Raw genomic sequence first — 19,629 nt, 5'->3', positions numbered from 1 at the left:
ATTCCGTTTATTAAATTAAACAAATGTGCGCGCATGATAAGTATCCGCTGGCGGTTTCACAAGCAGGATGGAGCAGGAAAGTCTGTTACCATCGGGCGATGAATCGACTCGATATCCTGTTTGAACAGATCCGGGCCTGCCGGTTGTGCGAGGCCCATTTGCCGCTCGGGCCCCGCCCGGTGATCTGTGGCGCCGAGAGTGCCCGTTTGCTGATCATCGGCCAGGCGCCGGGCACCCGGGTGCATGCCAGCGGCATTCCCTGGGACGATCCTTCCGGCGATCGATTGCGGCGCTGGCTCGGGGTGGACAAGGAAACCTTCTACGACGAGTCACGCATCGCCATCATGCCGATGGGGCTCTGCTACCCGGGCCGGGGCAAGTCGGGGGATCTGCCGCCGCGCCCGGAATGCGCGCCGACCTGGCACGACAAGGTATTGATGTTGCTACCCCATATCGAGCTGACCCTGCTCATTGGCCAATATGCCCAGCACCATTACCTGGGCCGGGCAGCCAAAGGCACGCTCACCGAGACGGTCAGACACTGGGCAGACTACGGCCCCGCCTGGTTACCGTTGCCGCATCCCTCGCCGCGCAACACCCTCTGGCTCAGCAAGAATCCCTGGTTTGAACGGGAAGTGGTTCCTCACTTGCAGCAGCGGGTCGCCCCTTTGCTGGCTCTATCCTAGCGCCGTTGGGTTAGCCTACCGGCTCGGGGACGGGCTTTGACTTGCCACGGGCCATGGCGATGAGCGGCAGTATGATGCACAGACACCCCAGCAGCAGCGGCAACCCCGGCTGCTCGTCGAAGAACCAGACCCCGATGGCGACCGCCATCAACAGGCCGGTGTACTCTGCCGAGGCGATCTTGCTCGCCTCCGCCTTGCGGTAGGCCACCACACAGAGCCCTGCGTAGACCATGATCAGCGCCGATGAGCCGAGCGCAGGCCACCACATCTGCCACTGCCAATCCCCCCCTTCCCACCAGGCCAGCGCCAATATGATGGGCATGCTCAGTACGTTGGTGAAAAACAGGGTCTGGGCGATGGGTTGCTTGAGCGGGATCCGCTTGATCAGCAGGTTGTTGACCGCCATGGAGAGGGCCACCCCGAGCGCCGCAAGGGCAGCCCAGTTCACCTCGGTCGGTCGCAGCACGATCAATACCCCGAGAAAACCGATCAGCGCCGTCACCACCTTCTGGCGCGACAGCGCTTCCCCCGCCAGCCAGACCGCGAGTGGCACCATCAGCAGCGGCGCCGCGTAAAACAGGGCGTTGGCGGTGGCGAGCGGCAGCCGGGTGAGGGCGACCACCATCAGGCAGACGCCGATGGCCCAGATATGGGCGCGCAGCAGATGCCACTTGAGGGCGACCGGTGGATTGCGGCGCCAGGACCAGAGCAGCCAGGGGGTCAGCAGCAGGGCGGCGGAGAGCTGGCGAAAGAACACGAACTGGAACACCGGCTGGCTCGGATCCAGTACCTTGACCAGCGCATCGGAAAAGACCGCCACCATGTTGCCCAGCACCAGATAAAGGATGCCGATCCCGACTGCATTCATACCACCTCCCATGTCAGATGAGGGGAGGGTAGCCTGGGGCCAGTTATCCAGTAAAATGATAAAAAATCATCATCTATGAGAATTTTGGATAATGAAGCTGCCCCCCTTGCGCGCCGTCCAATACTTCGAGGCAGTCGCCCGCCTGCTCAGTTTCTCCCGCGCGGCGCTCGAGTTGAACGTCAGCCAGAGCGCGGTCAGCCACCAGATCCGGCTGCTTGAGGACTTTCTGGGTGAGCGATTACTGCTGCGCCAGGGGCGGCTGTTGTCGCTGACCGCGCAGGGAGAGCTCTACTTCGAGGGCATCGCGGCCGGGCTCGGCCAGATTGCCCAGAGCAGCGAGCAGCTGCGCGGGGGCGGCGAGATGCGGCTGCGGCTCGCGGTCTACAGCTCGTTCGCGGTGAAGTGGCTGATCCCCCGCCTAGCGGGGCTGCGCCAACTCTACCCCGAGCTGGACTTGAGCCTGGAGATGGTGGCGGAAGACCCCGAGCTCTCGGATCGGGTGGCGGACTGCTTCATCACCGTCTCCCCCCATGGCCGTGGTTACTGCCACGATCTCATCTATCTGGAGCGACTGTTCCCGGTCTGCAGCCGCCGTCTGCTGCAACAGGTGGAAGGGGAGTGGCCGGCGGCCATCTGGCAGTTGCCGCTGTTATCGGTGCAATCCATCTACAAGGCGCGGGGAGAGGATTGGCAGCGCTGGGCCAAAGCCGGCGGCCTGGTCATCCCGGAGGAGGCACGCATGCACCACTTCAGCCACGTGCTGCTCGCCATGGAGGCGGCGGCCTGGGATCAGGGGGTGGCGTTCGTGAACGATTACATGCTGCGGCCGGACGATCCCCAGCTGGTGGCGCTGCCGGTGCATCAGCTGGTGACGGGAGATGCCTTCTATTTTACCTGCAAGCGTGCACGGGCACACGAGCCCGCCATCAGCCGCTTGCGACAATGGCTGATGATGGAGACGAGGCAGAGTATTAGCTAGCATTCATCAGTGTTTTATTCTGGGAATTTGAAATAAAACACTGTGAAATGAGGGTTTGTTGAGGCTGTATTGAGTGGTTTTGCTATGGGGTCGGATGGCGATGGTGGTTATTGCTATCCGACCCTTTTGCTATCTATGCCCGTTTGAACTGGCTCAGCACAAACAGGCTGGTGGCACAGACCACGACCGAGGGGCCGGCCGGCGTGTCCTGATACCAGGAGAGGGAGAGCCCGCCTAGTACGGCCAGGCAGCCGATCAGTGCCGCCAGGCCGGCCATCTGCTCCGGCGTCTGGCTGAAGCGCCGGGCGGTGGCGGCGGGGATGATCAGCAGGGAGGTGATGATCAGCGCGCCGACGAACTTCATGGCCACCGCGATCACCAAGCCAATCAGCAGCATCAGCACACAGCGCAGCACATCGACCCGCACTCCTTCCACCCGCGCCAGCTCCTCGGAGATGGTCATGGAGAGCAGGGGATCCCACAGCCGCCACAGGGTGAGCAGCACCAGGGCGCCACCACCGTAGATCCAGAGCAGATCCATGGGTTGTACCGAGAGCAGGTCACCGAACAGGTAGGCCATCAGATCCACCCGCACGTTATCCATAAAACTCAGGGTGACCAGGCCAAGCGACAGGGCGCTGTGAGCCAGGATGCCGAGCAGGGTGTCGGTCGCCACCTGTTGGTTGCGGCTCATGACCACCAGCAGCATGGCCATGGCAAGGCAGCAGACCACCACCGCCAGGGTCAAATCTACCTGCAGCAGGATACCCAGCGCTATGCCGAACAGGCAGGCGTGGGAGAGGGTGTCGCCAAAATAGGCCATCTTGCGCCACACCACGAAGCTGCCGAGGGGGCCGGCCAGCAGGGCGATGCCGAGGCCGGCCGCGAGGGCATATAACAGAAAGCTGTCCACTGAAATGTCCTATTGCTTGCGAGAAGGCAGGCGGATGACGGGGGCCTGCGGTTCATGATGATGGTGTTCGCCGTCGCAGTGGTGATGGTGGGTGTAGACCGCCAGCACTTCCTGCTCAGGGCGCCCGAACAGACGGGCAAATTCGGGATGACGGGCCACACTCTCCGGCTCGCCGTGACAGCAGACGTGGCGGTTGAGGCAGATCACCTCATGGGTGCTGGCCATCACCAGGTGCAGATCGTGAGAGACCATCAGCACGGCGCAGTTGAGTTCGGCGGCGAGCTGGCTGATGAGGGCGTAGAGCTCGATCTGGCCAGTGATGTCGACCCCCTGCACGGGTTCGTCCAGCACCAGCAGCTCGGGTTTGACCAGCAGGGCGCGGGCCAGTAGCACCCGCTGCATCTCGCCACCGGAGAGTTTCTGCATTCGGTTGTCCAGCAGCTCCTGGGCACCGACGCGGTTCAGCGCCTCGTCGATGGAGAGGCGACCGTTCTTGCCCAGCTGCAGAAAGCGGCGCACCGTCAGCGGCAGGGTGGGATCCAGAAAGAGGCGCTGAGGCACGTAGCCCACCCGCAGATCGCGGCGCCGGGTGATCTTGCCGGAATCCGGGTTGAGCAGGCCCAGTACCAGCTTGCTCAGGGTACTCTTGCCCGCCCCATTGGGGCCAACCAGGGTAGTAATTTTGCCTCTATTCAGGGTAAAGGAGACCTTGTCGAGCACGGATCGTCCATCGAATGAGAGACAGACCTCTTTCAGCTCCACCAGTTGGGTCATGACAGCTCCGGGGTTTACAGCCAGTGAGAGTTATAATATAACAATAACGTTGGTTTGTTATATTATCACACACTCACTCCCTGACGAGATCTCTATGCGAATTCTTACCCTGATCACTGCCCTGCTGGTGGTGAGTCTGCCTGTCCGTGCCTTTGAGGTGCTGACCACCATCAAGCCCCTTGGTTTCATTGCCGCCGCGATCACCGAGGGGGTGAGTGAGCCCAAGGTGTTGCTGCCGACCGGTGCCTCTCCCCATGACTTCGCCCTGCGCCCCTCCGATATTCGCAGCATCAACGATGCCGATCTGGTGGTCTGGGTCGGCCCCGAGCTGGAAGGCTTCATGGCCAAGCCGCTGGCCCAGCATCCTCATGTGCTGACCCTGACTCAGGTCAAGGGGATGCCGCTGTTTGACTACAGCAAGCAAGGGGGAGACAAGGACCATGGTGATGAGGCCCATGAGGGTCATGACCATGGCGACCATGAAGGGCACCATCACGAAGGGGTGGATCCTCATATCTGGCTGGGCCCGAGCCAGGCTCTGGTGATCGCTCAGGCGCTGAGTGAGACCCTGAGTGCTCAGGATCCGGCCAACGCGGAGCAATATCGTGCCAACCTGCTGGCCTTCAGGGCCAAAGTCGATGCCAAGGACAAGGTGATCGCCGGACAGATGAAGGCGGTGAACCAGAAGGGGTACTTCGTCTTCCACGAGGCTTATGGTTACTGGGAGCGCCACTATGGTATGAGCTCCAAGGGACACTTTACCGTGAGCCCGGAGCGCCGCCCGGGCGCCAAGACGCTGGTGGAGATCCGCAAGGCGCTGGAAGAGAAACAGGCGAGCTGCATCTATGCCGAACCGCAGTTCTCACCGGCGGTGATCGAGTCGGTGGCCCGTAACACCGGCGCCAAGGTGCTGTTGCTGGATGAAGTGGGAGAGCGGGTTCCGCTTGGACCTGACGGCTACCAGCAATTCATGCAGCAATTGGCCGATGCCTTCGCCCAATGTCGTTAAAGGCGGTGGCTGCGTCGATGTGACAGTCAGGGCTGACTATACTGACCTCCAGCGCATGACATGGAGCGTCCCGTATGAAATGGCTCGTCCCCGCCTGCACGCTGGCAATGATATGTGCCACCGTGCAGGCTTCCCAACTATCCAAATACATCGCCAGCCCCGATCTCAAAACCAAGCTGCAGGAGGTCTATGGCGGCCGGGTGCTGCAGCGGGCGGAGGCCTACTCCCGCCTGCTCACTCCCAGGGCGGGCACTACGGATCAGCAGAAGCTCGAGCTGGTGAACAATTACTTCAACAACCTGACCTTCAGCGACGATCCCAAGTTATGGGGGCTGGAGGATTACTGGGCTAATCCACTGGAGTTCATCGGTGCGCGAGGAGGGGACTGTGAGGACTACAGCATCTCCAAGTACTACACCCTGATGGAGCTGGGAGTCGACGAGAAGAAATTGCGCTTGGCCTACGTCAAGGCGATCAAATACAACCAGTTTCATATGGTGACGCTCTACTTCTCGACCACCAAGTCCGATCCTCTGGTGCTCGACAATATCAATGGCCGCATCCTGCCCGGCAGCCAGCGCAATGATCTGCAACCCGTTTACAGCTTCGATGCCAAAAGCATCTGGGTCATGAAGTCACGCCGCGAGGGGACCTTGGCGGGGAGCGCCGATCGTCTGACCCAATGGACCTCGATGCAGAGCCGCTTCTCCAGCGAGCACCTGCGCGCTCCCCGTCGTCAGCTATAGCTTGCCAGCCGCTTTCAGCTCCTCGAAATACTTTGCCGCGCCCGGATGCAGCTCCACGCTCAGCACCGGGCCTATCTTGTTGCGCGCCTTGTGGAACAGGTTGGCGTAGCCGTAGGTCTGCTCGTTGAAGCTGGTCTGTTGGCTCAACATGGCTTTGGTCAGGCGATAGACATCGGCATCCGGGGTGCTGGCATTAGTGACCAGAGTGGCGGCAATGGCAAAGGTCGGCGTGGCTTTCAGGTTGCCGGGATAGATGCGAGCGGGTACCTGGCTGCGTTGATAGTACTTCACCCCCTTCAGCAGTTGATCCCGGACCGGCCCGTCGATGGGCAGGAAGCTGATGGCGCAGCGCTTGGCTGTGTCCAGCACGATCCGGTTAGGGTGCCCCATCACCAGCCCATAGGCATCAATCTGCTTGCTGCACAGTGCTTCGGCCAGATTGGCCATGCTCTTCAGATCCAGATCCTGTTCTTTTGCACCTAACGCGGAAAATAGCGCCAGTGCGGTCTGGCGGGTACCCGAGCTCTTCAGCCCCATATCGATGGGGGCCAGTTTGAGTTGCTCCAGCTTGGTGATGTCACCGTCAGCCCGCACCACCAGGGTGAAGGGTTCGGCATGGGTGGCAAACAGTGCTCTCAACTCGGGTTGGGGCTGCTGGGTAAAAGGCCCTGTGCCGTGGCTGGCCTGATAGAGCCAGTCCGACTGCACGAGGGCGTAGGGGATCTCTCCCGCCTGCAACGAGCGAAGATTCTCGATGGAGCCCGAGCTGGCCTGCAGTTTGCATTTGAGATCCGGGTCGCTCTTGCTGGCCAGGTGGCAGAATTCTTTGATGACCTGGTAGTAGATGCCCTGTTCGCCTCCGGTTCCTATGGTGACGGTAGTGGCCTGCAATGCAGGCAGCCACAGCAAGCTGAGTAACGGCAGAGTGATTCTCATGATGCCTCCTGGCTGGCATAGCCATCAATGCCCCAGTGACGAAGTGTGTCTATATCATTGATTTCACTGGCTTCTGCCAGCAAGGTATAGCCGGATGCATGGAGGCATTGGGAGAGCAGATTCCAGTAGAGTGGGGCCTCGGTCAGCTGGCAGCTGATAAACACCGGATTGATGGGGTCTAGTTTTGCCAGGCTGTCGTTGTTCATGGGCACATTGCTGAATGCCATCTCGATGCCCTGGGACTGCAGGGCCGTTAGCCGTTCTTCGGCCAGAGGCGGGAAGTTGGTTTGATCCCAGCGCCAATCCAGCGTCTTGCCCTTGCCACTGGCCAAGGCTGCGGAGAACTGCGCCCAATCGGGATGACCGAGTAGGCTGAGGGGGAGCTGGAGCCCTTCCACTTTCTGCGCCAGCCACTGATTGAGCAGGGCCCGGATCTCGTCCGGTGAGCTGTCGACAGTCGGCGGTATCTGGGGGAGCAGTCGACTGTATAGCCTGATGTCGCCCTGAGTGGAGACAAAGTGCTGCAGGTACATGCCACTCGCGGTGTTGGCCAATCCCATCAGTGCCTGGTCGGTCTGAAGGTCGTGCTGCTTGCCAAGTTGGGTGATCTTGAGCCGCTGTTGCAGCAGATCCCGTTTGCGTTCGGTGACCAGCTGATTGATCGACACCACGACCTCCTGCAGCTCCCGTAACCAGGGGGTGGGCAGGTTGCCGCTGAATCGGCGTTGGCGAACCTGCACCAACTGCAGGCTGACCTGTTCGAGTGGCCGCAACAGACGGTTGCAGACCCATTGGATGATAAGGGTCAGGATCAGCATGCCGGACAACAGGGCGAGCCCGGTCCGGCTGATGGCATTCCACAGATGCTGGTAGGCGTAGCCCTTGTGACCCTCGAGGGTGAGGGTGCCAAGAATGCGCCAGCCATCGGTAAGCTCTTGCTCAACCTTGACTGGCGGCATGTGGATGACGCTCGGCAGCCAGCCGGGAATATTTTGCTGGGCCGTCTGGAACACCTTCTGGAACAGTAACTGACCATCGGGATCCAGCAGGGTGACTGAGCTGACGAAGCCACCATCGAACATGGCGTTGACGATAGTTTCCGCCAGCACCTTGTCATCGTTGAGCAGCGTACCTTGCAGTACCAGCCCGAGGGCGGTGATGGCCGTCTCCAGGTTGGCCGACATCTGATCGAGGATGGATTGTCGCACCGTGGTGATTTCCAGCATGAGCAGCAGGATGGCACCTATGGTGAACAGGATCAGGATGATCACATTTAACAATCTTGCTAATGACATACCCACTCCATGGAAATGTTTCTGCAACATCAGGTCGTTTTGGGCCGGAAACAACCGGACCCGGTTCTTAAAAATAGAAAAAAATGGTTAAAAGCGGCGATCATTTCTGCCCATGAAGGAAGGTTATGCATAAAATGTGAGGTTCATGCAGATTGCTATGAACTTTTTGTGAGTATTTAGGTCTAAAACCCAGACATTTGGTTTTAATAATAAAAAATCATAAAGACAGACCGACTAACACCACCCTTAGATCTAATGACAGGAAAGCGGATGAAACGTCTCCGTCCCTTGGTAGCACAGGCTGCCAACTGGGAACCCCCGGTTCCCCGCAAGCATTTTTACGCCATGCTATTGCTCACGGCCATGACGCTGTCAGCGGTAGCGGTATTGCCAGCTCCAGGTGACATCCTTGAGCGGCCACTGCGTCTGGAGTTGCCCATTGCCACCACTGGTACGGCAACCAATGAAGACAACACCGACTTTAACGATATCCCGGATCACGAGCTGGTCGAGGCTGCGGCCCCGGAAGATGACATCCCGGCGGATGTGGCGCCCCAGTGGCAGGATTACCGGGTGCGTAACGGCGAAAACCTGACCACCATCTTCAACAACCTGGGTCTCTCTACCACCACCCTCTACAAGGTGCTGGATGCGGATACCAAGAACAATCTGGCCCGGCTCAAGCCCGGTCAGACCATAGAGTTGCTGATCGATCAGGACAACATACTGCAGCAGCTTAAGATCCGGCTGAACATCAAGCAGACGCTAGTGCTGGAGCGTACCGACGACAGCTACAGCGCCAACATGCTCAATGAAGAGGTGCAGTGGCAGAAGAAGAGTTATGACGGTGTCATCAATGGCAGCTTCTATGTCAGTGCCCGCAACGCAGGGATTCCATCGGCCCACATCCAGAAGATTGCCAACCTGTTCCAGTGGCGGCTGAATTTCGCAAAGGATCTGCAAAAAGGCGATAAATTCAAGGTGTTGGTACGCCAAGAGACGGTCGAGGGCAAGAGTACTGGCAACACCCAGCTGTTGGGTGTCGAGGTCTTTAGCCAGGGCAAGGCGATGTCGGCCTGGTTGTCGGAAGATGGCAACTACTATGACGGGCAGGCGAGCAGTCTGGAACGGGGTTTCCGCCGCTATCCGACCCACAGTCGCTACCGGGTCAGCTCCAACTTCAACCCGAGCCGTCGTCACCCGATCACCGGTCAGGTTCGCCCCCATGAGGGCACCGACTTCGCGCTGCCCGTGGGCACCGCCGTGATGGCGACCGGGGATGGCGTGGTGCTGAAGGCAACCCGTCACCCGCTGGCCGGTACCTATGTGGTGATCAAGCATGGCCGTACCCTGATGACCCGCTATCTGCACCTGAGCAAGCTGCTGGTGAAACCCGGCCAGCGGGTGAAGATGGGTGACAAGATAGCCCTGTCAGGTAACACCGGCCGCTCCACCGGTGCCCACCTGCACTATGAGGTGCGGATCAATAACCGCCCGGTCGATCCCATGAAGGTCAAACTGCCGATGGCCGAACCGCTCAGCGGCAAGGAGAAACGTCAGTTCCTCGCCAAGGTGAAGGACTATCGCAAGGAGATGGAGGCGGGTTGATCCCGTTCAGCCTCCCGGACATGAAAAGGCCCCGCCAGTTTGGCGGGGCCTTTTTGTTGGCGCAGAGGGCTCAGTAGCCCTTGTCAAAGTCGATGCGACCATCGAGCTGCTGGCCGTCGATGAAGCGGACGTAGTTGCGCACGAAGATCTGGGCCACGTCTTCGGGGAAGCTGTAGGCGCTGTTGTGCGGGGTGATGATGAGATTGGGTTGATGCCAGAGCGGGCTATCGGCGGGCAGGGGTTCTTGTTCGAACACATCCAATACCGCCATGGCGAGTTTGCCAGTGCGCAGTGCCTCAAGCAGGTCAGCCTCATGGATGGCACTGCCCCGGCCGACGTTGAACAGGATGGCGTTCGGCTTGCAGTGCGCGAAACGGGCCGCGGTGAACAGGTGACGCGTCTCGCGGGTCGAGGGCAGGACGCTGACGATGACATCGGCCTGGGCCAGCATCTTGTTGAGGGCCGGCAACTGGTAGACCTGATCAAAACCGGCTCGCTCGCGGCCACTGTGGCTGATGCCGAGCACCTTCATGCCGAAGTGTCTGGCGGTGTGAGCAATGTGCTGCCCTATGCTGCCGGTGCCCAGGATCAGCAGGGTGCGTCCCTTGAGCCCTTGATAGGGGTGGCTTTGCCACAGCTGTTGCTGCTGTTGCTCGCGATAGAGCGGCAACTGGCGGGTCAGGCTGAGCAGATGACCGAATACATATTCACTCATCAGCGGGCCGAAGATGCCGCGCACATTGGTCAGCAGATAGTCACGGCGGCAGCTGGCATCCAGCAACACATCGACCCCGGCATAGGTAGATTGCAACCAGCTGAGCTTGCTGGCCTTGGCCAGCAGCGGCTTGGCCCGCGCCGGTTCGGCCATCAGGATGTGGGCCTCTCCAATCAGTCGTTCGGCGTCGGTCTGGTTGTCGGCCCGCAGAATGCGCAGATGGGGAAGGTGGGCCGCCTTGAGCAGGCGTTCATAATGGCTATTATCCTGGCTGAGCAGAAGCAGGGTACGTTGGCTCATACTCTTGTTCCTTATCATGTTTACGGCACGGCGGAGACGGGTCTTGTCCTCATCTTACTCGAGTTGATCGACCAAGATAGTCGACCATGCCGCTTTTTCGTTTTCGCCAAGCCCCTCGTGGGCTACAATCTGCCCCACATTTTGCAAAGGATCCGACTCCAGTGTTTGGTGACAAGTTTTATAAGCGACTGGCCGAGCTACAGCCTTGGCAACAGACCGTCTACACCCTGGCGCTGGCAGAGCGCATGTACCCCAACTACGTGCTGTTTACTCAGGCTACCGGTTTCGGTGATGCAAAGGCGTTTCGCAACGCGCTGGATCAGATGTGGAACTACCTCACCGTGAAGGGATCCCGCGTCAATCTGGGAGCCATTCTGGAGGCGTTTGAAGTCTACATTCCGGAGCCCCACAAGTTTGAGTCTTACGGTGCTTATCCGGCCCTGGATGCCTGTGTAGCGCTGGGCTGCGCCTATAACTCGGTGATCTGCCGGGTGGGTGAAGAGGCCGAAGATGCCAGCCATGCCTCGGTGGGCACGGTAGCCGGTTTCATCGAGATGCTGGAAGGGCGCGAGCTGACCGACGAAGAGCTCTACGAGCATGAGTACATCGAGGCCGAGCTGGAATTCCAGGTCGAGCTGCTCAAGCGCGTGGCGCACGAGCGCGACAGCGATCGCATCCTGGCCATCCGCGAGTTTGCGGCCCAGGAAGGTGTCTCCAACATCGGTATCAGCCTGGAAGAGTGATTCCGCTGATGGCCCCATAGAAAAAAGCTCCCATTCGGGAGCTTTTTTTATGCCCGCTCTTCGGTGAGCGGCCTGACGCTCAGCACGGGGGCGGCGTCGATCTCACTGGCGTTCATCATCGATGAGATCCGTTGCAGGGAGGAGAGCAGCAGACTCTGCTCCCAGGCTTCCAGCGCCTGGAAGCGCAGGATGAAACTCTCCTGCAGCGGGGTGGGCGCCTGCGCCAGCAAGGCTCGCCCTGCGTCAGTCAGCGTCGCGTGGACCTTGCGCTTGTCGGTTTCACTGCGAATGCGTTTCACCAGCTGGCGGCTCTCCAGACGATCCATGATGGTGGTGGCGGTGGCTTGACTCATGTTGGTGTGGTCGGCGAGCTGGCGCATGGAGATCTGCCCCAACTCGTCGATCCCCTTGAGTAGCAGGAGCTGCGGCGAGGTCAGCCCGGCTTCCTTGATCAAGCGCTTGGAGTGCATGTCGATGGCACGGATGATCTGGCGCAGTGCGACCAGCACTTCATCATGTTTTTCCATGGGGTCTGGGTCATAGAGGAGCTGTTGAGAGGCGCAAAATTCTCCGCCTAATTCGTCACAAGGTCAATATGGTTTTTGGTGTAATCATTTTAGCTCTAATGATTTTTATGTTAGGTTATCGGACAATTACCGAATTTTACCCCGATATTTGAGGAGCGATATGATGAATAACGATCTGGATATCAAGTCTCTGGTTGCCGATCTACGCGTGGTCAGGGTGCGTTATGAATTGCCTGATACCTCGGCATTCGTGCGTTACCAGCCGAAGTACGATGAAGACCCCAACAACCTGAAAGTGCACCACTATGATGGTGAGCTACCGCTCTCTTGTAGCGAGACAGGTGCTTTCAGCCTAAAGGAGTTGGTGAATGAATTGCGCTATGCCTATGTGCTGGTGCACCTGTTCCCCGACGAGAGCGCCATGAACTTCTATCTGACCGGCCTCGATACCGGCCTGGCCCAGCTCGAGTTCATCGGGGGTTCCTACGACTTCAACCGTCTGTGGATCACCAGTGGCATCTCCAATCTGGGCGTGCCCATGGCCATCTTCCTCGGTAAGCGCCATGCGGTGAACGGCCAGCCGTCGGTCACCCTGGTGGATCATCGCACCGAGATGGCAGGCCAGATGGTCTATCGCGCCATCGGTGGGGCGGGCGATCACGTGGGCGAAGATTTTTTCAACATTGACTAAGGAGGCCTGATGAGAGCAACCAAAGGGCTACTGAAAGGCCTCAATCCTACCATGGCCATGACAGCCCTCACCGTCGTGACCCTGTTTCTGCTGTTTGGCGTCTTTGTGCCCGAAACGGCGGCGGCCTGGTTCGTCGGCGCCAAGGACACCATCATTGCTGGCTTCAAGTGGTACTACATCCTGGTAGTCGCCCTGTTTCTGTTCTTCGCCGTCTATCTGATGTTCAGCCGTTTTGGCAGCATCCGGCTGGGCGACGACGACCAGGTACCGGAGTTTGGCTACTTCGCCTGGTTCTCCATGCTGTTCAGCGCCGGCATGGGCATAGGTCTGGTGTTCTGGAGCATCGCCGAGCCGATGAACCACCTGCAAGGCAATCCCTTCATCACCGAGGGGATGACACCGGAAGCGGCCCAGGTCGCCATGCGGCTCACCTTCTTCCACTGGGGCCTGCACCCCTGGGCCATCTATGTGATCGTCGGCCTGTCGCTGGCCTTCTTCAGCTATCGTCGCAAGTTGCCGCTGGCGATCCGCTCGGTGCTCTATCCCATTCTCGGTGAGCGTATTTATGGCTTCTGGGGTCATGCCGCCGATGTGCTGGCGGTGTTTGGCACCGTGTTCGGGGTGGCGACTTCCCTCGGCCTTGGCGTCTCCCAGATGAACACCGGCCTCAACCAGATGTTTGGCATGGCGGTGTCGCAAAACAACCAGCTCTGGCTCATCGGCGGCATCAGCCTGATCGCGACCCTGTCGGCGGTCTCGGGGGTGGGGCGCGGGGTCAAGCTGCTCTCCGAGCTCAATATCTGGCTGAGCGTGTTCGTGCTCGCCCTGTTCCTGGTGCTGGGCCCGACCACTTACATTCTCAACGCTTATGTGCAGAACATCGGTGACTACCTGCAGAACATCATCAAGCTGAGTTTCTGGACCAACACCGAGGCCAACGGTACCTCGGCCTGGCAATCGAGCTGGACCGCCTTTTACTGGGGCTGGTGGATTGCCTGGGCTCCCTTCGTCGGCATGTTTATCGCCCGTATCTCCAAGGGCCGCACCATCCGTGAGTTCGTGCTCGGCGTGCTGCTGGTGCCCTCCCTGCTCGGCATGTTCTGGCTCACCGTGTTTGGCGGTACCGCCATGAACCTGGAGCTGTTTGGCGGCGGTGGTGTGGTTGCCGCGGTCAATCAGGACGTGACCCTTGCCCTCTACAAAACCGTGGAGCTGCTGCACTGGGAAACCTTCGGCTGGATTGCCAAGGGGGTACTGACCCTGTTGATCTGCACCTACTTCATCACCTCCAGTGACTCGGGCACCCTGGTCATCACCACCTTGCTCTCCATCGGTGACAAGGAGCCTCCCGTGCTGCACCGCGCCATCTGGGGGCTGGGACAGGGACTGGTGGCCGCCATCTTGCTGGTGTCGGGGGGGTTGGCCGCGCTGCAGGCGGCCAGCATTATAGCCGCACTGCCGTTCTCGGTGATCATGCTGGCCATGTGCTATTCACTGATGCTGGGGCTCAAACAGGAGAGTCAGCGCCAGATTGAATACCGGCAAAATCTCAAGCGCCACGATGGCTCCTCACACATGAGCCTGGCGGATCGGATTGGCCCGGCCTGACAACGATGCGGGCATGAAGTGACATGAAAAAGGGGAACCGCGAGGTTCCCCTTTTTGCATCCCGGGCGGTGCCGGTTACAGCAGCTGCTTGAGGCGATAGAGCAAGTCCAGCGCCTGGCGGGGGCTGAGCTCGTCGGGGCGAAGGGCCGCCAGCTCTTCCACCACCGGATGGGGATGGGTTATCTGGGGGGCGGGGCGCGTGCCGCTCGGCACGTTCTCGACATGGGCCGGGGTCGCGCTTTCCAGCTCCGCCAGCTTGTGGCGTGCTTGATTGATCACCGTCTTGGGCACCCCGGCCAGCGCCGCGACCTGCAGGCCGTAAGAGCGGCTGGCCGCCCCCTCCTGCACCGCGTGCATAAAGGCGATGGTGTCACCGTGTTCCACCGCGTCCAGGTGAACGTTGGCCAGGCCGTCGATCAGCTCAGGCAGCCGGGTCAGCTCGAAGTAGTGGGTGGCAAACAGGGTGTAGGCGCCGATCTTGCTCGCCAGTTGCTCGGCGCAAGCCCAGGCCAGAGACAGGCCGTCGTAAGTGCTGGTGCCGCGGCCTATTTCGTCCATCAACACCAGGCTCTTGGCGGTGGCGTTGTTGAGGATGTTGGCGGTCTCCGTCATCTCCACCATAAAGGTGGAACGGCCCGAGGCGAGATCGTCCGATGCGCCGATGCGGGTGAAGATGCGATCGATGGAGCCGATGCTGGCGCTGGTGGCGGGTACATAAGCACCGATGTGAGCCAGCAGTACGATGAGGGCGGTCTGGCGCATGTAGGTGGATTTACCGCCCATGTTGGGACCCGTGATGATCAGCATGCGCCGTTCCCGTGCCAGCCGGATCGGGTTGGCGATGAAGGGATCGCTCATCACCTGCTCCACCACCGGGTGGCGGCCCCCTTCGATCAGGATCTGATCCTCGTCGATGAGGTGCGGGCAGCAGTAGTTCAGGGTCTCGGCCCGCTCGGCGAGGTTCGCCAGCACGTCCAGCTCGGCGAGCGCCGCAGCGGATTCTTGCAGATCGCCGAGGTGAGGCAAGAGGCTATCGAGCAACTCTTCATAGAGCCGCTTTTCCAGTGCCAGCGCCTGGGCCTGGGCGGTGAGCACCTTGTCCTCGTACACCTTCAGCTCGTCGATGATGTAACGCTCGTTGTTCTTGAGCGTCTGGCGGCGAATGTAGTGGGCCGGTACCAGTTGGCTGTTGGCCCGGCTCACCTCGATATAGAAGCCGTGTACCCTGTTGTAACCCACCTTGAGGGTATTGATGCCGGTCAGCAGGCGCTCGCGCTCCTCGATGCGGGCGAGGCTGGCGGTAGCACCGTTGGCCAGATCCCGCAGCTCATCCAGCTCCTGATTGAAGCCGTCGCGAATGACGCCGCCATCGCGGATCAGCACCGGCGGCACCTCCATCACCGATCTTTCCAGCAGATCGAGCAGTTCCGGGAAGGTGCTGGCGCGATCGCGCAGTTGTTGCACCGCCTCGTGCTGGCTATCTGCCAGCAGTTGTTGCAGCTCGGGCAGTTGCTGGAAGGCCTGGCGTAGACGGGTGAGATCCCGTGGGCGGGCACTGCGCAGGGCGAGGCGAGCCAGCACCCGCTCCACGTCACCGACCTGGCGCAGCAAGCCGCCGAGATCGTCGTAGAGGTTTTGTTCGATCAGGCTCTGTATGGTGCTCTGGCGCCCCTTGAGGATCACCCGATCGCGGATCGGCTGATGGATCCAGCGCTTGAGCAACCGGCTGCCCATGGGGGTGGCGGTCTTGTCCAGCACTTCGGCCAGCGTGTTGTCATAGCCGCCCGCCAGATTCTGGGTCAGCTCCAGGTTGCGACGGGTGGCGGCATCCATGATCACGGCATGATCCGGCTGCTCCAGGCGTACCCCACGGATATGGGGCAGGGCGGTGCGCTGGGTGTCTTTGACGTACTGCATCAGGCAGCCGGCGGCGCACAGGGCGGTCTCGCTCTGCTCGACGCCAAAACCCACCAGATCCTGAGTGCCGAATTGCTGGCACAACAGCTTGCGGGCGGTACCGAGTTCGAACTCCCACTCGGGGCGGCGGCGCAAGCCGCGGCGGCCCTCGACGTGGTGCAGGAACGCGAAGGATTCCGGATAGAGCAGTTCGGCCGGGTTGGTGCGTTGCAGCTCCGCCAGCAGCGTCTCTTCCTTGTCGAACTGATTGATGAAGAAGCGGCCGGAGCTGACGTCCATGGTGCCGTAGCCAAAGCGGCGGCCATCGTGGTAGACGGCGGCGATCAGGTTGTCCTGCCGCTCGCTGAGCAGCGCCTCGTCGGAGACGGTGCCCGGGGTGATGATGCGAACAACCTTGCGCTCTACCGGCCCCTTGCTGGTGGCGGGATCCCCCACCTGCTCGCAGATGGCGGCAGACTCGCCGAGCTGCACCAGCTTGGCCAGATAACCCTCGATGGCATGGTAGGGCACACCCGCCATGGGAATGGGGCTGCCTGCCGACTGGCCACGCTTGGTCAGAGAGATATCGAGCAGTTGGGAGGCCTTGCGGGCGTCGTCATAGAAGAGTTCATAGAAGTCACCCATCCGGTAGAACAACAGGATCTCCGGGTTCTCGGCCTTGAGGCCAAGGTACTGCTGCATCATGGGGGTGTGGGCGCTGAGGATGGCGCCGGAAGCTTGGTGTTGTGCTGTCATGTTCTCTTCCAGAAGGTGCTCTTGCGGGCAAACGTCTGCCTTGATGGGTCTGAATCTGGAGGCCATTCTACATGCTGGAGGCGAGATTATCTGTTCGTTTTGGGGCGGTGCAAGAGCCAGTTCTGTGAGCGCGCTGGGCAAGCTGCTGGTGCTGCGCGTCGCCAGGGATGAGGCGGCGCCGTCTTGTTCAGCCCGGTCGTAGGGCGAGCGTGGAGGGGAGAAGGGATGACAAGATCCCCGCCACAGGCGCGGGGATCTTGCACAGAGACGGGGCTCTTAGTACATGGCTTCGCTGCCGCTCAGCATCTCGTGCAGCTTGGTTTTCTGCTCGGCGGTCAGCACCTTGCTCACCTCAAACAGGTAATGGGCGCGATAGTAGCGGGCTTCCGCCTGGATGTTGCTGATGGTCTGCAACTGCTTCTTGGCGGCGGCTTCGTCCCACTTGCCGGTCTTGATCATGTTGATGATCACATCCTGACCGATGGCGTCGAGCTTGACCGAGCCCAACTCCTTGGCGGCTTGCTCACGCAGGCCTTTGATCTGTTCCACTTGTGCGCTGGACAGGTTCAACTCTTGCGCTAGGGTGGTTTCGGTTTGCAGCTCGGGAGCGCTGTCCGCGGCGAAGGTGTTGGTGGCAAAACACATCGCCAGAGCGGTCATGGCGACTTTGAATTGATGCTTCATCTGTCTTTCTCCTAGTTCCATCGGATAAAAACCGCGGTCATGGCGGTGCTTGCTGATTATAGAAAGCAGCCATGTACTGGAGCTTAAGCAACGACAACTAGTTGATGTGCCGGTCGTTATGGGGCAAGCCTGCGACAGCCGTTGTCCCAGGACCGGGGTCGTTGTCACCGGAGCCTGCGGTTGGTTGCGAGGGCTGGGAGGCGACTGCATAATGAGCGCTGATTTGGCCAGTGAGGGCATGATGATGGGACTTGAGGCAGAGATCGCCCGCTTATCTCAGGAGTTGGGTGAGGCGCTGATGGCGCGAGGCTGGTTGGCCGCCACGGCGGAATCCTGTACCGGCGGCGGCGTCGCCACCGCCATCACCGACATCGCGGGCAGCTCCGGCTGGTTCGATCGGGGCTTCGTCACCTACACCAACGAGGCCAAGCAGCAGATGCTGGGGGTCAGCGTCGATAGCCTGTTGCGTCATGGCGCCGTCAGCGAGGCCGTGGTGCTGGAGATGGCAAGGGGGGGACTGGCCCGCTCCAGTGCCGGGATCTGCGTGGCCATCAGCGGGATTGCTGGGCCCGGGGGCGGCAGTGACGACAAGCCGGTGGGTACCATCTGGTTCGCCTGGGCGGATCAGAGCGGCCGTCAGCACTCCTTGCTGGCCCGCTTCGATGGCGACCGGCGGCAGGTTCGACAACAGGCGGTCAGACAGGCATTGTCCGGTCTGCTGGCCCTACTCAGATAAATTGGGCTTGATACTGTATGCATAAACAGTATACTTAACCCGACTTCACTTCTTCATCACGATTCCCAGCGGAGATTGGCATGGATCAGAACAAACAGAAGGCACTGGCGGCTGCGCTGGGCCAGATTGAAAAGCAGTTCGGCAAGGGCTCCATCATGCGTCTGGGCGACAGCAAGACCATGGATATCGAAGCCATCTCCACCGGCTCCCTCTCCCTGGACGTTGCGCTGGGGATCGGTGGTCTGCCGTGCGGTCGTATCGTCGAGATCTACGGTCCGGAATCATCCGGTAAGACGACTCTGACCCTGCAGGTCATCGCGGAAGCCCAGAAGAAGGGCAAAACCTGCGCCTTCGTCGATGCGGAACACGCGCTCGATCCCATTTATGCCGCCAAGCTGGGCGTCAACGTCGATGAGCTGCTGATCTCCCAGCCTGATACGGGTGAACAGGCGCTGGAGATCTGCGACATGCTGGTGCGCTCCAACGCGGTCGACGTCATCATCGTCGACTCCGTGGCCGCCCTGACACCGAAAGCGGAAATCGAAGGCGAGATGGGGGATTCCCACGTCGGCCTGCAAGCCCGTCTGATGTCTCAGGCCCTGCGTAAGCTGACTGCCAACATCAAGAACGCCAACTGCCTGTGCATCTTCATCAACCAGATCCGGATGAAGATCGGCGTCATGTTCGGTAGCCCGGAGACCACCACCGGTGGTAACGCCTTGAAGTTCTACGCTTCCGTGCGTCTCGACATCCGCCGTATCGGTGCCATCAAGGATGGTGACGAAGTGGTCGGTAACGAGACCCGTGTCAAGGTCGTCAAGAACAAGGTGGCGCCGCCCTTCAAGCAGGCTGAATTCCAGATCTTCTACGGTGCCGGCATCTCCAAAGAGGGTGAGCTGGTGGACTTGGGCGTCAAGCACAAGCTGATCGACAAGGCGGGTGCCTGGTACAGCTACAATGGCGAGAAGATCGGCCAGGGCAAGGCCAACGTCATGAAGCTGTTCACCGAGAACAAGGCCATGGCCGCCGAAGTGGAAGCCAGACTGCGTGAGCTGCTGCTCTCGGGCGCCGCGCCGGTGGATGGCAAGCCTGCCGCCATCGAGGCCGACGAGTTCGAGCCCGAAGGCGAGGAACTCTAGTAACAGAAAGGCCGGGCTAA

Annotated in this window: 19 protein-coding genes; 10 read left to right on the top strand and 9 right to left on the bottom strand. The window is 60.3% G+C overall.

Annotated elements, in window-relative coordinates; translation table 11 throughout:
• Positions 1–98 precede the first annotated feature (98 nt).
• Positions 99–686: a uracil-DNA glycosylase family protein gene (locus BN1137_RS05635; protein WP_050717648.1), complete on the top strand. Its 588-nt coding sequence runs from the start codon at positions 99–101 to the stop codon at positions 684–686.
• Positions 687–696: 10 nt separating this feature from the next.
• Here the strand turns inward: BN1137_RS05635 and BN1137_RS05630 are convergent, their stop codons facing one another.
• Complete coding sequence (locus BN1137_RS05630; RefSeq protein ID WP_050717647.1) at positions 697–1,554, bottom strand: DMT family transporter; 858 nt, start codon at positions 1,552–1,554, stop codon at positions 697–699.
• 91 nt (positions 1,555–1,645) lie between these two features.
• Here BN1137_RS05630 and BN1137_RS05625 point away from each other — a divergent pair, with 91 nt between their 5' ends.
• Positions 1,646–2,533, top strand: coding sequence for a LysR substrate-binding domain-containing protein (locus tag BN1137_RS05625; protein WP_050717646.1), 888 nt, complete (start codon positions 1,646–1,648; stop codon positions 2,531–2,533).
• 133 nt (positions 2,534–2,666) lie between these two features.
• On the opposite strand, the gene znuB is transcribed toward BN1137_RS05625, so the two are convergent.
• Positions 2,667–3,446, bottom strand: coding sequence for a zinc ABC transporter permease subunit ZnuB (znuB, locus tag BN1137_RS05620; RefSeq protein ID WP_050717645.1), 780 nt, complete (start codon positions 3,444–3,446; stop codon positions 2,667–2,669).
• Positions 3,447–3,455: 9 nt separating this feature from the next.
• The gene (znuC, locus tag BN1137_RS05615) at positions 3,456–4,220 is read right to left on the bottom strand and encodes a zinc ABC transporter ATP-binding protein ZnuC (RefSeq protein WP_050717644.1); all 765 of its coding nucleotides are present in this window, start codon (positions 4,218–4,220) and stop codon (positions 3,456–3,458) included.
• Between the two features lie 94 nt (positions 4,221–4,314).
• On the opposite strand from znuC, the gene znuA reads away from it, so the two are divergent.
• The gene (znuA, locus tag BN1137_RS05610; RefSeq protein WP_050717643.1) at positions 4,315–5,229 is read left to right on the top strand and encodes a zinc ABC transporter substrate-binding protein ZnuA; all 915 of its coding nucleotides are present in this window, start codon (positions 4,315–4,317) and stop codon (positions 5,227–5,229) included.
• A gap of 74 nt (positions 5,230–5,303) precedes the next feature.
• A complete protein-coding gene (locus BN1137_RS05605) occupies positions 5,304–5,975 on the top strand; it encodes a transglutaminase-like cysteine peptidase (protein WP_050717642.1) in 672 nt (223 codons plus the stop codon).
• Here the strand turns inward: BN1137_RS05605 and BN1137_RS05600 are convergent.
• Both BN1137_RS05600 and BN1137_RS05595 read right to left on the bottom strand, forming a co-directional pair.
• On the bottom strand, positions 5,970–6,911 hold the full coding sequence (locus BN1137_RS05600; RefSeq protein WP_050717641.1) for a TAXI family TRAP transporter solute-binding subunit: 942 nt from the start codon (positions 6,909–6,911) through the stop codon (positions 5,970–5,972). The two genes, BN1137_RS05605 and BN1137_RS05600, sit on opposite strands and share 6 nt — an antisense overlap.
• Positions 6,908–8,206, bottom strand: coding sequence for a LapD/MoxY N-terminal periplasmic domain-containing protein (locus BN1137_RS05595; protein WP_050717640.1), 1,299 nt, complete (start codon positions 8,204–8,206; stop codon positions 6,908–6,910). Before BN1137_RS05595 ends, BN1137_RS05600 begins: the two co-directional genes overlap by 4 nt.
• Positions 8,207–8,476: 270 nt before the next feature.
• On the opposite strand from BN1137_RS05595, the gene mepM reads away from it, so the two are divergent.
• Positions 8,477–9,814, top strand: coding sequence for a murein DD-endopeptidase MepM (gene mepM, locus BN1137_RS05590; RefSeq protein WP_050717639.1), 1,338 nt, complete (start codon positions 8,477–8,479; stop codon positions 9,812–9,814).
• A gap of 70 nt (positions 9,815–9,884) precedes the next feature.
• On the opposite strand, the gene BN1137_RS05585 is transcribed toward mepM, so the two are convergent.
• A complete protein-coding gene (locus BN1137_RS05585; protein ID WP_050717638.1) occupies positions 9,885–10,829 on the bottom strand; it encodes a D-2-hydroxyacid dehydrogenase in 945 nt (314 codons plus the stop codon).
• Between the two features lie 161 nt (positions 10,830–10,990).
• Here BN1137_RS05585 and BN1137_RS05580 point away from each other — a divergent pair, with 161 nt between their 5' ends.
• Positions 10,991–11,572, top strand: a complete 582-nt coding sequence (locus BN1137_RS05580; RefSeq protein WP_050717637.1) for a YjaG family protein — start codon at positions 10,991–10,993, stop codon at positions 11,570–11,572.
• Positions 11,573–11,619: 47 nt separating this feature from the next.
• Here the strand turns inward: BN1137_RS05580 and BN1137_RS05575 are convergent, their stop codons facing one another.
• Entirely contained in the window at positions 11,620–12,099 is a 480-nt protein-coding gene (locus BN1137_RS05575; RefSeq protein WP_050717636.1) for a MarR family winged helix-turn-helix transcriptional regulator, read from the bottom strand.
• 163 nt (positions 12,100–12,262) lie between these two features.
• Between BN1137_RS05575 and BN1137_RS05570 the strand changes: the two genes are divergently transcribed.
• Positions 12,263–12,790: a hypothetical protein gene (locus BN1137_RS05570; RefSeq protein ID WP_050717635.1), complete on the top strand. Its 528-nt coding sequence runs from the start codon at positions 12,263–12,265 to the stop codon at positions 12,788–12,790.
• A 9-nt stretch (positions 12,791–12,799) separates the two neighbouring features.
• Positions 12,800–14,398 carry a BCCT family transporter gene (locus tag BN1137_RS05565; RefSeq protein ID WP_050717634.1) on the top strand — a complete coding sequence of 533 codons (1,599 nt, stop codon included), beginning with the start codon at positions 12,800–12,802 and terminating at the stop codon, positions 14,396–14,398.
• Between the two features lie 75 nt (positions 14,399–14,473).
• On the opposite strand, the gene mutS is transcribed toward BN1137_RS05565, so the two are convergent.
• Entirely contained in the window at positions 14,474–17,050 is a 2,577-nt protein-coding gene (gene mutS, locus BN1137_RS05560; RefSeq protein ID WP_050717633.1) for a DNA mismatch repair protein MutS, read from the bottom strand.
• Between the two features lie 276 nt (positions 17,051–17,326).
• Complete coding sequence (locus BN1137_RS05555) at positions 17,327–17,734, bottom strand: Spy/CpxP family protein refolding chaperone (RefSeq protein WP_232306898.1); 408 nt, start codon at positions 17,732–17,734, stop codon at positions 17,327–17,329.
• 244 nt (positions 17,735–17,978) lie between these two features.
• On the opposite strand from BN1137_RS05555, the gene pncC reads away from it, so the two are divergent.
• The gene (gene pncC, locus BN1137_RS05550) at positions 17,979–18,470 is read left to right on the top strand and encodes a nicotinamide-nucleotide amidase (protein WP_050717863.1); all 492 of its coding nucleotides are present in this window, start codon (positions 17,979–17,981) and stop codon (positions 18,468–18,470) included.
• Between the two features lie 80 nt (positions 18,471–18,550).
• Positions 18,551–19,609 (top strand): recombinase RecA, encoded by a 1,059-nt coding sequence (gene recA, locus BN1137_RS05545; RefSeq protein WP_050717632.1) that lies wholly within the window; start codon positions 18,551–18,553, stop codon positions 19,607–19,609.
• The last annotated feature ends 20 nt before the right edge of the window (positions 19,610–19,629 follow it).

Source organism: Aeromonas tecta (assembly GCF_000820185.1).
Classification (GTDB): domain Bacteria; phylum Pseudomonadota; class Gammaproteobacteria; order Enterobacterales; family Aeromonadaceae; genus Aeromonas; species Aeromonas tecta.
Note: the sequence above shows the minus strand (reverse complement) of the source record. Positions and strands in the feature narration are given on the sequence as shown.

Bases quoted from the DNA above. Each gene is read 5' to 3' on its own strand.
- BN1137_RS05570 (WP_050717635.1), top strand. From the start codon at position 12,263: ATGAATAACGATCTGGATATCAAGTCTCTGGTTGCCGATCTACGCGTG.
- BN1137_RS05605 (WP_050717642.1), top strand. From the start codon at position 5,304: ATGAAATGGCTCGTCCCCGCCTGCACGCTGGCAATGATATGTGCCACC.
- BN1137_RS05600 (WP_050717641.1), bottom strand. From the start codon at position 6,911: ATGAGAATCACTCTGCCGTTACTCAGCTTGCTGTGGCTGCCTGCATTG.
- BN1137_RS05635 (WP_050717648.1), top strand. From the start codon at position 99: ATGAATCGACTCGATATCCTGTTTGAACAGATCCGGGCCTGCCGGTTG.
- znuC (WP_050717644.1), bottom strand. From the start codon at position 4,220: ATGACCCAACTGGTGGAGCTGAAAGAGGTCTGTCTCTCATTCGATGGA.
- recA (WP_050717632.1), top strand. From the start codon at position 18,551: ATGGATCAGAACAAACAGAAGGCACTGGCGGCTGCGCTGGGCCAGATT.
- BN1137_RS05555 (WP_232306898.1), bottom strand. From the start codon at position 17,734: ATGAAGCATCAATTCAAAGTCGCCATGACCGCTCTGGCGATGTGTTTT.
- BN1137_RS05565 (WP_050717634.1), top strand. From the start codon at position 12,800: ATGAGAGCAACCAAAGGGCTACTGAAAGGCCTCAATCCTACCATGGCC.
- BN1137_RS05585 (WP_050717638.1), bottom strand. From the start codon at position 10,829: ATGAGCCAACGTACCCTGCTTCTGCTCAGCCAGGATAATAGCCATTAT.
- BN1137_RS05595 (WP_050717640.1), bottom strand. From the start codon at position 8,206: ATGTCATTAGCAAGATTGTTAAATGTGATCATCCTGATCCTGTTCACC.
- mutS (WP_050717633.1), bottom strand. From the start codon at position 17,050: ATGACAGCACAACACCAAGCTTCCGGCGCCATCCTCAGCGCCCACACC.
- znuA (WP_050717643.1), top strand. From the start codon at position 4,315: ATGCGAATTCTTACCCTGATCACTGCCCTGCTGGTGGTGAGTCTGCCT.
- BN1137_RS05625 (WP_050717646.1), top strand. From the start codon at position 1,646: ATGAAGCTGCCCCCCTTGCGCGCCGTCCAATACTTCGAGGCAGTCGCC.
- BN1137_RS05630 (WP_050717647.1), bottom strand. From the start codon at position 1,554: ATGAATGCAGTCGGGATCGGCATCCTTTATCTGGTGCTGGGCAACATG.
- mepM (WP_050717639.1), top strand. From the start codon at position 8,477: ATGAAACGTCTCCGTCCCTTGGTAGCACAGGCTGCCAACTGGGAACCC.
- pncC (WP_050717863.1), top strand. From the start codon at position 17,979: ATGGGACTTGAGGCAGAGATCGCCCGCTTATCTCAGGAGTTGGGTGAG.
- BN1137_RS05575 (WP_050717636.1), bottom strand. From the start codon at position 12,099: ATGGAAAAACATGATGAAGTGCTGGTCGCACTGCGCCAGATCATCCGT.